7 protein-coding genes, 1 tRNA gene and 1 pseudogene are annotated in these 13,149 nt (G+C 73.1%); 3 read left to right on the top strand and 6 right to left on the bottom strand.

What is annotated here, in order from left to right; genetic code table 11:
• Nucleotides 1-155: 155 nt before the first annotated feature.
• The 4 genes from ACH427_RS08095 to ACH427_RS08080 form a co-directional block, all read right to left on the bottom strand.
• On the bottom strand, nucleotides 156-1,001 hold the full coding sequence (locus tag ACH427_RS08095) for a DegV family protein (protein ID WP_398868568.1): 846 nt from the start codon (nucleotides 999-1,001) through the stop codon (nucleotides 156-158).
• A gap of 184 nt (nucleotides 1,002-1,185) precedes the next feature.
• Nucleotides 1,186-1,947, bottom strand: a complete 762-nt coding sequence (locus tag ACH427_RS08090) for a hypothetical protein (protein ID WP_398868567.1) — start codon at nucleotides 1,945-1,947, stop codon at nucleotides 1,186-1,188.
• 187 nt (nucleotides 1,948-2,134) lie between these two features.
• A complete protein-coding gene (gene leuS, locus ACH427_RS08085; RefSeq protein WP_398868566.1) occupies nucleotides 2,135-4,981 on the bottom strand; it encodes a leucine--tRNA ligase in 2,847 nt (948 codons plus the stop codon).
• A gap of 218 nt (nucleotides 4,982-5,199) precedes the next feature.
• Nucleotides 5,200-7,170 carry a protease pro-enzyme activation domain-containing protein gene (locus tag ACH427_RS08080; RefSeq protein ID WP_398868565.1) on the bottom strand — a complete coding sequence of 657 codons (1,971 nt, stop codon included), beginning with the start codon at nucleotides 7,168-7,170 and terminating at the stop codon, nucleotides 5,200-5,202.
• 326 nt (nucleotides 7,171-7,496) lie between these two features.
• Between ACH427_RS08080 and ACH427_RS08075 the strand changes: the two genes are divergently transcribed.
• Nucleotides 7,497-8,264 (top strand): hypothetical protein, encoded by a 768-nt coding sequence (locus ACH427_RS08075; protein WP_398868564.1) that lies wholly within the window; start codon nucleotides 7,497-7,499, stop codon nucleotides 8,262-8,264.
• The gene (locus ACH427_RS08070) at nucleotides 8,261-9,784 is read left to right on the top strand and encodes an NADH-ubiquinone oxidoreductase-F iron-sulfur binding region domain-containing protein (protein WP_398868563.1); all 1,524 of its coding nucleotides are present in this window, start codon (nucleotides 8,261-8,263) and stop codon (nucleotides 9,782-9,784) included. The genes ACH427_RS08075 and ACH427_RS08070 overlap by 4 nt, the downstream gene beginning before the upstream one ends.
• A gap of 62 nt (nucleotides 9,785-9,846) precedes the next feature.
• On the opposite strand, the gene ACH427_RS08065 is transcribed toward ACH427_RS08070, so the two are convergent.
• Nucleotides 9,847-9,919 (bottom strand) — tRNA-Ala (locus tag ACH427_RS08065).
• Between the two features lie 144 nt (nucleotides 9,920-10,063).
• Between ACH427_RS08065 and ACH427_RS08060 the strand changes: the two genes are divergently transcribed.
• Nucleotides 10,064-11,428, top strand: coding sequence for a glycosyltransferase 87 family protein (locus ACH427_RS08060; RefSeq protein ID WP_398868598.1), 1,365 nt, complete (start codon nucleotides 10,064-10,066; stop codon nucleotides 11,426-11,428).
• On the opposite strand, the pseudogene phsA reads toward ACH427_RS08060, so the two are convergent.
• A pseudogene (gene phsA, locus ACH427_RS08055) lies at nucleotides 11,394-13,043 on the bottom strand (O-aminophenol oxidase PhsA); the annotation flags it as partial. The gene ACH427_RS08060 and the pseudogene phsA sit on opposite strands and share 35 nt — an antisense overlap.
• Between the last annotated feature and the right edge of the window lie 106 nt (nucleotides 13,044-13,149).

Genomic DNA, 13,149 nt, shown 5'->3' with positions numbered 1-13,149 from the left:
TAGTTGTGGATAACTCCGTCACCCGAACGAAGCGTTCCACCACCCCGAGAAGCGCCACGCGGAGCACCCCGAGAAGTGGCCCCGACAAGCACCGCGATCATCCCCCGGAGAAGCGGAATCGCCCCCACCGGCGCCCTGAAACCGCGGGCCACCCCTCAGCGCGGCGCCACCACCACGCCCAGCAACCCCGGCCCCGTGTGGGCCCCGATCACCGCGCCCACCTCGCTGACGTGCAGGTCGAGCAGCCCAGGCACCCGCTCCCGCAGACGATCCGCGAGGAGCGTGGCCCGGTCGGGCGCGGCGAGGTGGTGAACGGCGATGTCGACGGGTGCGGCGCCGGCCCGTTCCACAGCGATCTCCTCAAGGCGGGCGATGGCCTTGGAGGCCGTACGGACCTTCTCCCGCAGCTCGATCCGGCCGTCGTCGAGCTGGAGCAGCGGCTTGACCGCGAGCGCCGACCCCAGCAGCGCCTGCGCCGCGCCGATCCGGCCGCCGCGGCGGAGGTAGTCGAGGGTGTCGACGTAGAAGTACGCCACCGTGCCCTGCGCGCGCTTCTCGGCGGCGGCGACGGCCTCGTCGAGCGTGCCGCCCGCCTCCGCGGTCTCCGCCGCGGCCAGCGCGCAGAAGCCGAGCGCCATGGCGACCATGCCGGTGTCCACGACCCGCACCGGGACGGGCGCGTCCGCCGCCGCGAGGACCGCCGCGTCGTAGGTGCCCGAGAACTCGGCGGAGAGGTGGAGGGAGACGATGCTCTCCGCGCCCGACTCGGCCGCCGCACGGTAGGCGGCCGCGAAGACCTCGGGGCTCGGCCGGGAGGTGGTCACCGGCCGGCGCTTCTCAAGCGCCTGGGCGACCGAGCGCGCGGAGATCTCGGTGCCTTCCTCAAGTGCCTCGTCACCCAGGACGACCGTGAGCGGTACGGCGGTGATGTCGTGCCGCTCCATCGCCCGCTGTGGCAGATAGGCCGTGGAATCCGTGACGACAGCGACATGGCGGGACATGTTCCGGAGGTTACCCGTCAGGCCGCTTCCACGGCAGGGCGGACCCCGTACGCGTGATCGTTCCGCCGGAAGCCCGGACAGCGGGCCGTGCGGTCGGGTAGTGCTGTGCGGGCGGGCAAGGCTGTACGGCGAGGGCAAGACCGTACGGCCGGGCAAGGCTGTACGGCCAGGCAAGCCCGTGCGCTCAGGTGGTGCTCTCCGGGCGGTGGCTCTTCTGCCAGGAGTAGCCGGGCTGCTGCCAGGTCTTGCGCCCCGCGATCGCGGACCGCTCGGGCCGCTCCCTTTCCGCCGCGCGGCCGGCGGCCCCGGGCTCCCCTGCGGCAGGCGCCTGCTTACCGGACGACGAGCCCGACGCGGACGACGGCCCCGACGCGGAGGACCCGGCGGCCTCCCCCGGCTCCTCCGTCATCCAGTGCCGCAGCGCGCCCGCCTCCATCTGGATCTGGCCGCTCAGCGTCTCCAGGTCGTCCTCGGCGAAGCGGCGGGCCCGGTCCTGCGCCGCCCAGCGGAGGGAATCCGCGGAGCCCTTGACACGCTCGGTGCGCTCGCGCAGCTCGGGCAGGCAGGCGGCGATCCTGGCCCTGTCGGGCTCGTTCTCCAGCCGCTTGAGGTCGTCGTCGAGCTCGTGGCCGTGCGCGCTGAGCCGCTCGAACAGGGCCTGCGCCTCGGACAGCGAGGCGTCCTCGGCGGCGGCGAGCCGCAGCGCCTCCTGGGTGGCGCGCATCGACGTCCGCAGGGAGAGCCGCAGCTGCGCGACCTCGCCGGCCGCGCCGGGCTGGGCGTACTGCCTGGCCTTCAGGCGGGTGTCCTCGACCGTCCGGCGGGCCTGGGTGACCGTGCGGTCGACCCCGCGCTTGACCGCGCGCACGGTCTTGACCGCGGCGATCACCCCGAGCGTGACGAGGACCGCGAAGATCAGCGCGACGATCACGGCCACGGCTTCCATGAACGCTCCTCAGCGAGCTCGGTCGGGTCGCCCCGTGGGAGCCCACGGGGGCTGGGGCACGGCGCGCGCCGCGGATCCGGGGGACCCGCGCCACCCCTCCACCGTAAACGGAAAGGGCAGGCCGGGGGTTCCGATCGAACCCCCAACCTGCCCGTAGGGAGAAACCCCGAAGGCCCCTCCGTGCCCGTTACGCCGGGACGATGTTCACCAGCTTCGGCGCCCGCACGATGACCTTGCGGATGCCCGCGCCGCCCAGGGCGGCGACGACGGCCGGGTCGGCCAGGGCGGCCTGCTCCAGCTCCTCGTCGGAGATCGACGGGGCGACCTCCAGGCGGGCCTTGACCTTGCCCTTGATCTGGACGACGCAGGTCACGGCCTCGTCGATCAGATACGCGGGGTCGGCGACCGGGAAGTCCGCGTGGACGACCGAGCCGGTGTGGCCCAGCTTGCGCCACAGCTCCTCGGCGATGTGCGGGGCCAGCGGGGCGACCAGCAGCACCATCTGCTCGGCGACCGTCCGCGGGACGTCGCTCAGCTTGGTCACGAAGTTGTTCAGCTCGGTGACCTTGGCGATGGCGGTGTTGAAGCGCAGGTTCGCCATGTCCTGGGTGACGCCGTCGATGGCCTTGTGCAGGGCCCGCAGCGTGGCCTCGTCGGGCTCGGCGGAGACCACGGTGACCTCGCCGGTGGCCTCGTCCACCACATTGCGCCACAGGCGCTGGAGCAGGCGGTACTGGCCGACGACGGCGCGCGTGTCCCAGGGGCGGGAGACGTCCAGGGGGCCCATCGCCATCTCGTACAGGCGCAGGGTGTCCGCGCCGTACTCGGCGCAGATCTCGTCCGGCGTGACGGCGTTCTTCAGGGACTTGCCCATCTTGCCGAGCAGCCGGCCGACCTTCTCGCCCTGGTAGTAGAACCCGCCGTCGCGCTCCTCCACCTCGGCGGCCGGTACGGCGATGCCCCGGCTGTCGCGGTAGACGTACGCCTGGATCATGCCCTGGTTGTAGAGCTTGTGGAACGGCTCGTTCGAGGAGATGTGCCCCAGGTCGAAGAGGACCTTGGACCAGAAGCGGGCGTACAGCAGGTGCAGCACGGCGTGCTCGGCGCCGCCGACGTACAGGTCGACACCGCCGTGCGGCTGGCCCTCGCGCGGGCCCATCCAGTAGCGCTCGGCGTCGGCGGAGACCAGGCGCTCGCTGTTGTGCGGGTCCAGGTAGCGCAGCTCGTACCAGCAGGAACCGGCCCAGTTGGGCATGGTGTTGGTCTCGCGGCGGTAGCGCTTGGGGCCGTCGCCGAGGTCCAGGGTGACGTTGACCCACTCCTCGTTCCGGGACAGCGGGGTCTCCGGGGAGGTGTCGGCGTCGTCCGGCTCGAAGGTGCGCGGGGAGTAGTCCTCGACCTCCGGCAGCTCCAGCGGCAGCATCGACTCGGGCAGCGAGTGGGCGACGCCCTGCTCGTCGTAGACGATCGGGAAGGGCTCGCCCCAGTAGCGCTGGCGGCTGAACAGCCAGTCGCGCAGGCGGAAGTTGACGGTGCCCTCGCCGATGCCCTGCTCGGTGATCCAGGCGATGGCGGTGCGCTTGGCCTCGTCGACGGCCATGCCGTTGAGGTCGAGCTTGTCGTTGGCGGAGTTGATGGCGGGGCCCTGGCCGGTGTACGCCTCGCCCTCCCAGCCCTCGGGCGGCTGGACCGTCCGCACGACCGGCAGCTCGAAGGCGGTCGCGAACTCCCAGTCGCGCTCGTCCTGGCCGGGCACGGCCATGATCGCGCCGGTGCCGTAGCCCATCAGGACGTAGTCGGCGACGAAGACCGGGACGGGCTCGCCGGTCAGCGGGTTGCGGGCGTACGCGCCGGTGAAGACGCCGGTCTTGTCCTTGCCCTCGGTCTGCCGCTCCACGTCGGTCTTGGACTGCGCCTGCTTGCGGTACGCGGCGATGGCGTCGGCCGGGGTGCGGGCGCCGCCGGTCCACGCGTCCTTGGTGCCCTCGGGCCACTCGGCCGGGACGACGGTGTCGACCAGGTCGTGCTCGGGGGCCAGCACCATGTAGGTGGCGCCGAAGAGGGTGTCCGGGCGGGTGGTGAAGACGGTGATCTTCTCGTCGTGGCCGATGACGTCGAAGGCGACGCGGGCGCCCTCGCTGCGGCCGATCCAGTTGCGCTGCTGGAGCTTGATGGCCTCGGGCCAGTCCAGCGCCTCCAGGTCGTCGATCAGGCGGTCCGCGTAGGCGGTGATCCGCATGTTCCACTGGCGCAGCTTGGACTTGAAGACGGGGAAGTTGCCGCGCTCGGAGCGGCCGTCGGCGGTGACCTCCTCGTTGGCCAGGACGGTGCCCAGGCCGGGACACCAGTTGACGGGCGCGTCGGAGGCGTACGCCAGGCGGTACTCCCCCAGCACGTCGGCGCGCTCGGCGGCCGTCAGCTCGCTCCACGCGCGCGTGCCGGGAGCCTGGCGCTCACCGCGCTCGAACTGCTCGACCAGCTCGGCGATCGGGCGCGCCTTGCCCGCCTCCGGGTCGTACCAGGAGTTGAAGATCTGCAGGAAGATCCACTGGGTCCACCTGTAGTACTCCGGGTCGATCGTCGCGAACGACCGGCGCTTGTCGTGGCCCAGACCCAGCCGGCGCAGCTGCGCCTTCATGTTCTCCATGTTGGCCTCGGTGGAGACCCGCGGGTGGGTGCCGGTCTGCACGGCGTACTGCTCGGCGGGCAGGCCGAAGGCGTCGAAGCCGAGGGTGTGCAGGACGTTGTGGCCCGTCATGCGGTGGTAGCGCGCGTAGACGTCGGTCGCGATGTAGCCCAGCGGGTGGCCGACGTGCAGGCCCGCACCCGAGGGGTACGGGAACATGTCCATGATGAACTTCTTGGGCCGGGCGACGACCGCGGGGTCGCCCGCCAGGTCACCGTCGGGGTTGGGGGCGTCGTAGGTGCCCTCCGCGTCCCAGAAGTCCTGCCAGCGTGCCTCGATGTCAGCGGCCAGCGCGGCCGTGTAGCGGTGCGGGGCAGCCACCTCGGCGGCGGTGTTGGTCTCGCTCATCGTCCTCAAAGCTCCATCGATCGTCGTCTCTACCTGCGGGCACCCGCGGAAATGAAAAATCCCCTCGCACAGGAGGGGACGCCGCGCTGATGCCGACCGGTCACCGGTCGGTACTGATCAGCGCGGCCCGCTAAGCAGAAGGCGTACGGCACGCATGGGGTCAGGTTACCGCAGGGGCCGAAGGGCCCGCACCGAGTATCCGGCGCGGGCCCGGCCGGTCAGCGGCGGTGACCCGGCACGTACGAGGTCACGTAGTTGTCGGCCGGCGTGCCGACGCCCGTGACGTTGTCGTAGCCGACGGTCGCCGACAGCGAGGTGTCGCCGCCCAGGCTGCGCAGGGAGGTCACCACACCGCCCTTGGCGTCGACGCCGTTGACGTAGTCGGAGCGCACGACGGCAAGGCCCTGGCCCGCACCCAGCGGGTGGTCGGTGACGTCGTGGTAGGCGGAGGTGCCGTACCGGTCGTAGATGCCCGGGTTGGCGAAGCCGATCGGCACTCCGTGGCGGGCCTGCTGGGCCAGCGCCTGGACACCGGCGATCACCGGGGCGGCGAGCGAGGTGCCGCCGATGCGGTACTCGCTGTACTTCTGCGAGCCGTCGGGGAACGTCTGCGTCTGGCCGACGAGGAAGCCGGTGCTGGAGTCGGCGACGGCCGCGATGTCCGGCTCGACGCGCATCGGGGTGGAGCCGTTCACCTTGGACAGCGCGTCGGGGACGACGCCGCGCTGGTAGAAGGGCTGCTGCACGAGCTTGCTGGTGCCGCCGCCGGCGCCGCCGGTGAAGGTGCCGGGGAAGCCCTCCCAGGTGTTGCCGTCCTTCGACAGCACGGCCTTGTGGGTGCCCCAGCCGGTCTCCCACTGGTACGTGTCGCCCTTGCCGACGGCGAGCGAGGTGCCGCCGACGGAGGTGACCCACTGGGAGTTCGACGGGGTGTCGACCATCTTGCTGCCGTGCTTGGCGGTGTTGTCGCCGTCGTCACCGGAGGAGAAGTAGAAGCCGATGCCCTCGACGGCGCCGGTCTGGAAGACCTGGTCGTAGGCCGCGGCCACGTCGGGGGTCTCATTGGCCTCGACGTCGCCCCAGGAGTTGGAGACGATGTCCGCGAGGCGCCCGTCGACGACCTTGTGCAGGGAGTCGATCAGGTCGTCGTCCTGGCAGGAGGCACCCGCGACATAGACGATGTCGGAGTCCGGGGCGACCGCGTGCACGGCCTCGATGTCGAGGGTCTCCTCGCCGTACCAGCCGGCCGCGTCGCAGCCGCCCTCACCGGTGCCGGTGTGGGTGTAGTCGGCGGGCAGCACCTGGGTGAACTGGCCCTTGCGGTAGCCCTTGTCGCCGTTGCGCTTGGCGTACTCGGCGGCGTCCTTGGCGATGGTCGGCGAGGCGTACGCGTCGGTGATGGCGACGGTGACGTTCTTGCCGGTGTAGTTCTTCGCGCCGTAGACGGACCGCAGCTGCTTGCCGGTGTAGCCCTTGATGGCGTACGGCGCGTGCGAGCCGTAGGCCGACGGGAGGCTGTCGTTCGTCTTCGAGCCGTAGTACGACGAGAAGGGGCCGGCGTTGACGAACGCGGCGCTCGGCCCGGGCAGGGTCTCGTCGTGCCGGGCGAGGCGCGGGGCGTTGTTCAGGCCCACGACGGTGAGGACGGCGCCGTTCACCGAGGCGGGGACGGAGGCGTTGCTGGACGGCGCGTGGTAGGTGCGGCCGTCCTTGGTGTAGTTGTGCAGCTCCGTGCCGAACGCCTTCTTGGCCGCGGCGGCGTCACCGGTGACGGTGATGTAGTGCTTGTTGGTGCCGGTCACCTTCAGGCCCGAGTCGGTCAGCCAGCCGGTGACCTTGGCTATCTGGGCCCTGGTGGCGCCGAACCGTTCCTGCGCCTGCTTGGCGGACAGGTATTTGCCGTACGAGGGCGACTTCGGGTCGGACACCGCGCGGGCGTAGTCGGCGAGGCCCTTGGCGTCCTGGCCGGCCAGGTAGACCCTGGCGGTGACCTTGTTGGACTCGGCGACGGTGCCGCGGTCGGCCGACGGCGTGGCCCACAGCGGCTTCGTTCCCTGGAGCGACTGCCGGCCGTGCGGGCCGGAGTCGGCCTGGGCGGTGGGAACACCGAGCGCGAGCGCCCCGGCGACCAGCGGCAGCGATGCCACCAAGGCCAGTCCGGCGCGTCCTCTGGAGCGGGTAGAACTCATGGAACCCCCTGGATGCGAATGGTCGCGTAAGGCCGTCCGCGCTGACATGGCACGGACACGCACATACGTCGCGCCACTCTTTCGATGAACTGTTCATCCAGGGGGCATGTGTTCGCCAAGATGCGACCAAGGAAGAGTCAGCAGTCAGTCAGGGGGGCACAAGTAAACCCACGAGTCGGCCGACATCCCGACGGGGCCTCGGCGGTGGGCGGCATGCGTGCGAAGTGCCGCCGAACGAACAGACGTTAGCAGTGGTACGGGCCGCCGCACCGGGGTTGTGCCAAGCGGACCCGACGCCCCCGCCGGCCTGCCTAGCGTGCTGCCGTATGAACCGCTTCCTCGACCACACCGGTGGAGTCCTCACCCTGGTCTCGCTCACCGCGACCGTCGTGTGGGGGCTCATCGCCACCGACCGGCTGCTGCTCACCCCGCGCGCCCGGCTGCTCTCGCAAGCCGTCCACCGGGCGACCGCCGCCGGCGCCCTCGGCTTCCTCCTGGTGCACGTCTGCGTCAAGGTCACGGAGGCCCACGCGTCGCTCCTCGCCGCCCTGGTGCCGTTCTCCTCCGGCGTGCGGGGCGCGGGCGGCCTGCTCGGACTGGGCGCCCTCGCGGCATATCTGATGGTGCTCGCCGGAGCGACCGGAGCCCTGCGGAGCGCCTTCGCGAGCAAGGGGCGCGCCCGCCGCTGGCGCGCCCTGCACGCCTGCGCGTATCCGGCGTGGTGCGCCGCCGTGCTGCACGGCCTCAAATCGGGCCGCGCACCGGCGGGTTGGGTGGCGACGAGCTACGGGCTGTGCCTCATCGCGGTGGCGGCGGCACTGGCCCTCCGGCTCGTACGCGCCCGCCGCGCGCACCCCGCCGGATCGGAACCCCCGGCGCCCGCCGCACCCCCGCCCGGCAGGCACACGATGGCGGCGGCTGCGGTGCGTACGGTCACCTCGCACCGGGCCCGCGCCCGCGTTCCCGGCCCGCGCACCGCCGTTGTCCACACGCCCGGCGCGCACGCCCTCGCCGGGCGTGTGCCCGCCGCCCTCACCGCCGAGGCCGGCACACCGGAGACCGGCGCGCACCGCGCCCCGGGGCAGGCCCGGTGAGCGGCCCGCTTCCCGACGTGCCCGAGGTGCTCGCACTCGGGCTGCCGCGGCTGACGGCCGGTTTCGACACGGCCCTGCGGCTCGACCGCAGGGCCCACCTCGCCGTGCACGGTTCGGCGCCCCGGCTCACGGAGGCCCAGGCGGCCGAGCTGGCCGAGACCGTCGCGCTGCGCGGCCGGGGCGGCGCGGGCTTCCCCTTCGCGCGGAAGCTGCGGGCCGTGGGCCGGGCGGCGCGGCGGCGGGGGCTGCGTCCGGCGGTGGTGGTCAACGGGTGCGAGGGCGAGCCCGCCTGCCGCAAGGACGCCGTCCTGCTCGCGCGCGCCCCGCACCTGGTGCTCGACGGCGCCCTGCTCGCCGCCGAGGCGCTCGGGGCGGGCACGCTCGTCGTCGGCGTGACCCGGGCGGCGACCGAGGCATCCGTACGCGAGGCGCTGGCCGAGCGCGGACTCGCCGACCGGCGCGGCCGGGCCCTGCGCGCCCGGGTGGTGCGCCTCCCCGAGCGGCTGGTCTCCGGCGAGTCCTCCGCCCTGCTGCGGGCCGCCGACGGCGGGCTCCCGCTGCCGCCCGGCCGCCACACCCGCGCCTCCGAGGAGGGGCTCGGCGGTGCGCCGACGCTGCTGTCCAACACCGAGACCTACGCCCAACTCGCCGTCGCCGCACGCCTGGGCGCCGGCCGCTACGCCTCGACGGGCACGGCGGACGCGCCCGGCACGCTGCTGCTCACGGTGTCCGGCGCGGTGCCCGAGCCCCGGGTCGTCGAGGTGCCGAGCGGCGTGCCGCTGGCGTACGCGCTGCGGGCGTGCGGCGCCGGCCCGGCGCTCCAGGGGGTGCTGACCGGCGGCTACCACGGCGCGTGGCTGGACGCGACGACCGCGTACGGCGCCACGGTCTCCCACGCGTCCCTCGCGGCCTGCGGCGGGGCGCTGGGCGCGGGCGCGGTGGTGCCGCTGCCCGTGGACACCTGCCCGCTGGGCGAGACCCTCCGGGTGGCGCACTGGCTGGCCGCCGAGTCCGCGGGGCAGTGCGGCCCGTGCCGGCTCGGACTGCCGTCGGTGGCCGGAGCACTGGCGGACGTGCTGGCCGGGGGCGGGCGGGGCGCCCTGGAGGCCGTGCGGGAGGCCGCGGGCGGGGTGCGCGGGCGCGGTGCCTGCGGGCATCCGGACGGGGCGGCGCGCTTCACGCTGAGCGCGCTGTCCGCGTTCACCGACGACCTGGCCGCGCACGTGCTGGGCGGCGGCTGCGGTCGCGGCACGGCCGGGGCGCTGCCGCTCCCCCTGCCCGCCGGGGCGAGCGCCGCGAACCCGGAGAGCGCCGAGCGGCTCGCGGTGGACTGGACGCTGTGCGAGGGCCACGGGCTGTGCGCGGGGCTGCTGCCCGAACTCGTACGGCTGGGCCCGGACGGCTATCCGGCGCTCGCGGACGCCGGGGTGCCGACGCACCTGCGCGGGCGCGCGCTGCGGGCGGTACGCCGCTGCCCGGCGCTGGCACTGCATCTCGACAAGGGAGCCGACGGGCTCTGACCGTAGGCGCGAAACAAAAGAAGAGCGGGCCGTCCGTTTCCGGACGACCCGCTCATTCACTGTGGAGCTAAGGAGAATTGAACTCCTGACCTCCTGCATGCCATGCAGGCGCTCTACCAACTGAGCTATAGCCCCTTGTTCTGTTTTCCGCCCGGTTTCCCTGGCGACACGGATTACATTACACGGACCTCCCCCCCATCTGCCAAATCGCTTGCCCGGCAGCGCTTGGAACGACCGGGAACGGGGTAGCGTCGGCCCCCTGTGCCCTATTTGTCGCTTATGGACCCGGAGTCGCGCCCCGTGACAGCCCGCCGTGCCGCACCGATCGCCGCATCGGTGTGCCTGGCGTCCTTCGTCTGCTTCTGGCTCGCCCAGCGCGCGGCCCACGTCTCGACGATCGACCTGCTCGTCTACCGCGCCGAGGGCTGGACCGTGCGCACCGGCGGCGACCTCTACGCGATGCGGGCCACCCACGCGCACCTGCCCACCACCTACCCGCCCTTCGCGGCGTTGCTGTTCACCCCGCTGACCCTGCTCGCCACCGCCCCGCTGCGCGCCCTGGCCACCGCCGCCAACCTCGCTCTGCTGCTCGCCCTCACCCACCTGTCACTCCGGCTGACCGGACGGCCGCCTCGCGCCGCCGTGACGCTCGTCGCTGCCGCGCTGTGCGTCTGGTGCGAACCGGTGTGGACGACCCTGCGCTACGGACAGGTCAACCTCCTCCTCGCCGTCCTGGTGCTGTGGGACCTGACCCGGGCCGCCGGGCGGGGCGGACGCTGGGCGGGCGTGGGCATCGGCCTCGCGGCGGGCATCAAGCTCACCCCGGCGCTGTTCGCCGTCTTCCTGGCCGCCACCGGGTTCACCCGCCGACCCGGAGAGGCGTCCGGAGGCGAACTGCGACAGGCCGCCCTCGCCTGCGCCGCCTTCACCGGCACGGCGGCCGTGGGCGCGCTCGCCCTGCCGTACGACTCCTGGCGCTACTGGACCGCCATGCTGTTCGCGGCCGACCGCGTCGGGCACGCCGAGGACGCCGCCGACCAGTCCCTGCGCGGCGTCCTGGCCCGGCTCCTGCACACCGGCGACCCCGGGCCCTGGTGGGCCGCCACGGCGGCCGTGGTGGCCGCGCTGGGGCTCGCCGTCGCGGTCCGGGCGCGGCTGTACGGGCCGGAGCCCACCGCGCACGCCTGGGGCGTGCTCTGCTGCGCGGCGACGGCCCTGCTCGTCAGCCCCGTCTCCTGGTCGCACCACTGGGTGTGGTGCGTGCCCATGGTGCTGCTGCTCGTCTCGGAGGCCGCCACGGCCACCGGCCGCCGCCGCGCCGCCTGGTGGGCGGCGGCCGCGGCGGCCGGAGCGCTCTTCTGCTCGTACGCGCTGTGGCGGGTGCCCCACACCTCAGCGGCGCGGCTCGAACTCCACCAGAGCGGCGGCCAGATGCTGCTCTCGGCCGGCTATCCGGCGGCCGGAGCGGCCTTCCTGCTGCTGGCCGCCGTCAGGACACCGCGCCCCGGGCCGGACGAGCTCAGTGACCACCGTGCTGACCGGAGCCGCCCCCGTGGTGGAACGCCATTACCTCGTCCGGCATCACCACGAAGGGGCGCATCATCCCCATGTCCTCGTGCTCCAGCAGGTGGCAGTGGTACATGAAGCGGCCCTTCGCGCCGTGGAAGCGGCCGATCACATTGGCCATCTGCCCGGCGGGCACCTGGATCACGTCCTTCCAGCCCGCGTCGCCGTCCGACACCGGTGCCTGCCCGGTGCGCTCCAGCGGGGTGCGGGTGCCGCCCAGCGTCTGGTCGAAGCCGGCGCCCGCGGGTGACGGGTAGAGGTCGCGGCCGAGCACCTGAAAGTCGATCAGGTGGATGTGCATCGGGTGCGTGGGACCGCCGAGGTTGAGGAAGCTCCACTGCTCCCAGGAGTCGTGCCCGACCATGAAGCCGAGCGCGTCGTCGAAGGCGCGAGCGCCCCTGAGGTACGTACGGACCGTGCCGTCCGCCGCCTTGACCTGGATCACGCCCTCGCCGGGGACCCGCACCTGGCCGGGTTCGACCTGACGCATCTCCCACAGTTGCGGGTGGCCGTCGCCCGCGGTGCCCGGCGGGGTGAGGGCGATCAGCCGGTGACCGTGCTTGGGCGCGGTCTCATGGGTGATGCGGCGGAACGAGCTGGAGATGACCTCCGGCAGCACGAACGACTCGCGCACCGGATCCCGTCCGACCCGGAACTGCATCACCTGCGGAAAGCGCACCCCGGGCGCCGCGTTGACCAGTCGCAGCCGGCGCCCGCGCAGCCCGCCGAAGTCGACGAGGAGGTCCATCCGCTCGGCGGGCGCCACGGACAGCGGGCCGTCCAGCGGCACCGGGCGTGGCAGCAGCCCGCCGTCCGTGCCGATCTGCCAGACGGCGCCGCGCACCGGCTCGCCGGTGTCCTCGTCGATCAGACGGAACTGGAAGATCCGCGCGTTGGCGGCGTTGAGCAGCCGGAAGCGGTACCAGCGCGCCTCGACGTCCAGGTGCGGCCAGATGACGCCGTTGACGAGCGTGTACGGGCCGCTGAACGCCTTGGTGACGTTCTTGCCCCGCGCGTCCCGGCCGACGATCTCGGTCTTGTGCAGGAGCCGCCCGGTGAGCCGCCCGTCGTCGTCCTGGTCGAGGTTGCGGTCCTGGACGATCAGCGGGATCTCGTGCTCGCCGTGCGGGAGCCGGAGGGCGTCCTCCTCCTCGTCCCGGACGAGGTACATCCCGGCGAGGCCGGTGAAGACGTTCCACCGGGTGATGTCCATGGCGTGGTCGTGGTACCACCAGGCCACCGCGCGGTGGTCGTTGGGGTATTCGGACAGCTGGCTGTCGCCGGGCGAGACGGCGTTCTCCGTCCAGCCGTCGTTGCCGCCCCCGGTGCGGGCGCCGTGCAGGTGCGTCACCGTCCACGGTGGCAGCGCGGCGACCTCCGGGAGCGGCGTGGCCCCGCTGCGGCCGGGCACGTCGCCCGGCGGCGGCGAGCCCGGCACGGGCGCGGCCTCGACGGCCGTCACGGGATAGTCACCGCTGATGCGGTTGGTCCAGGCGACCCGCAGCCGGTGGCCCCGGCGGACCTCCACCGTCGGCCCCGGGAAGTGGCCCCCGTACGTCCACACCCGGGTGGGCGGCAGCTGCGAGTGCAGCCGGACCCAGGTGGCGGTCAGTTCGATCTCGATGCCCTCCAGCGCCTCCGTGCGGCCGGGCCGCAGCACCGGTGGTACGCGCAGGCGGTCCAGGAAGGGCATGAGCTCGGCTGCGGCTTCCTGCTTCGCCGCAGGGTCGATCGCTGTTTCGGTCACGTGGTGACCTCCGTCGGCTTCCCCCGCGCCGCCGGCCGTTTCCGGCGGCAGC

Source organism: Streptomyces sp. NPDC020379, from assembly GCF_044387105.1.
Taxonomy (GTDB): Bacteria; Actinomycetota; Actinomycetes; order Streptomycetales; family Streptomycetaceae; genus Streptomyces.
This window is presented reverse-complemented; position numbering and strand designations above follow the sequence as displayed.

Excerpts from the sequence above, each read along its gene's own strand:
- ACH427_RS08090 (WP_398868567.1), bottom strand. The coding sequence starts at position 1,947 with ATGGAAGCCGTGGCCGTGATCGTCGCGCTGATCTTCGCGGTCCTCGTC.
- leuS (WP_398868566.1), bottom strand. The coding sequence starts at position 4,981 with ATGAGCGAGACCAACACCGCCGCCGAGGTGGCTGCCCCGCACCGCTAC.
- ACH427_RS08095 (WP_398868568.1), bottom strand. The coding sequence starts at position 1,001 with ATGTCCCGCCATGTCGCTGTCGTCACGGATTCCACGGCCTATCTGCCA.
- ACH427_RS08060 (WP_398868598.1), top strand. The coding sequence starts at position 10,064 with ATGGACCCGGAGTCGCGCCCCGTGACAGCCCGCCGTGCCGCACCGATC.
- ACH427_RS08080 (WP_398868565.1), bottom strand. The coding sequence starts at position 7,170 with ATGAGTTCTACCCGCTCCAGAGGACGCGCCGGACTGGCCTTGGTGGCA.
- ACH427_RS08075 (WP_398868564.1), top strand. The coding sequence starts at position 7,497 with ATGAACCGCTTCCTCGACCACACCGGTGGAGTCCTCACCCTGGTCTCG.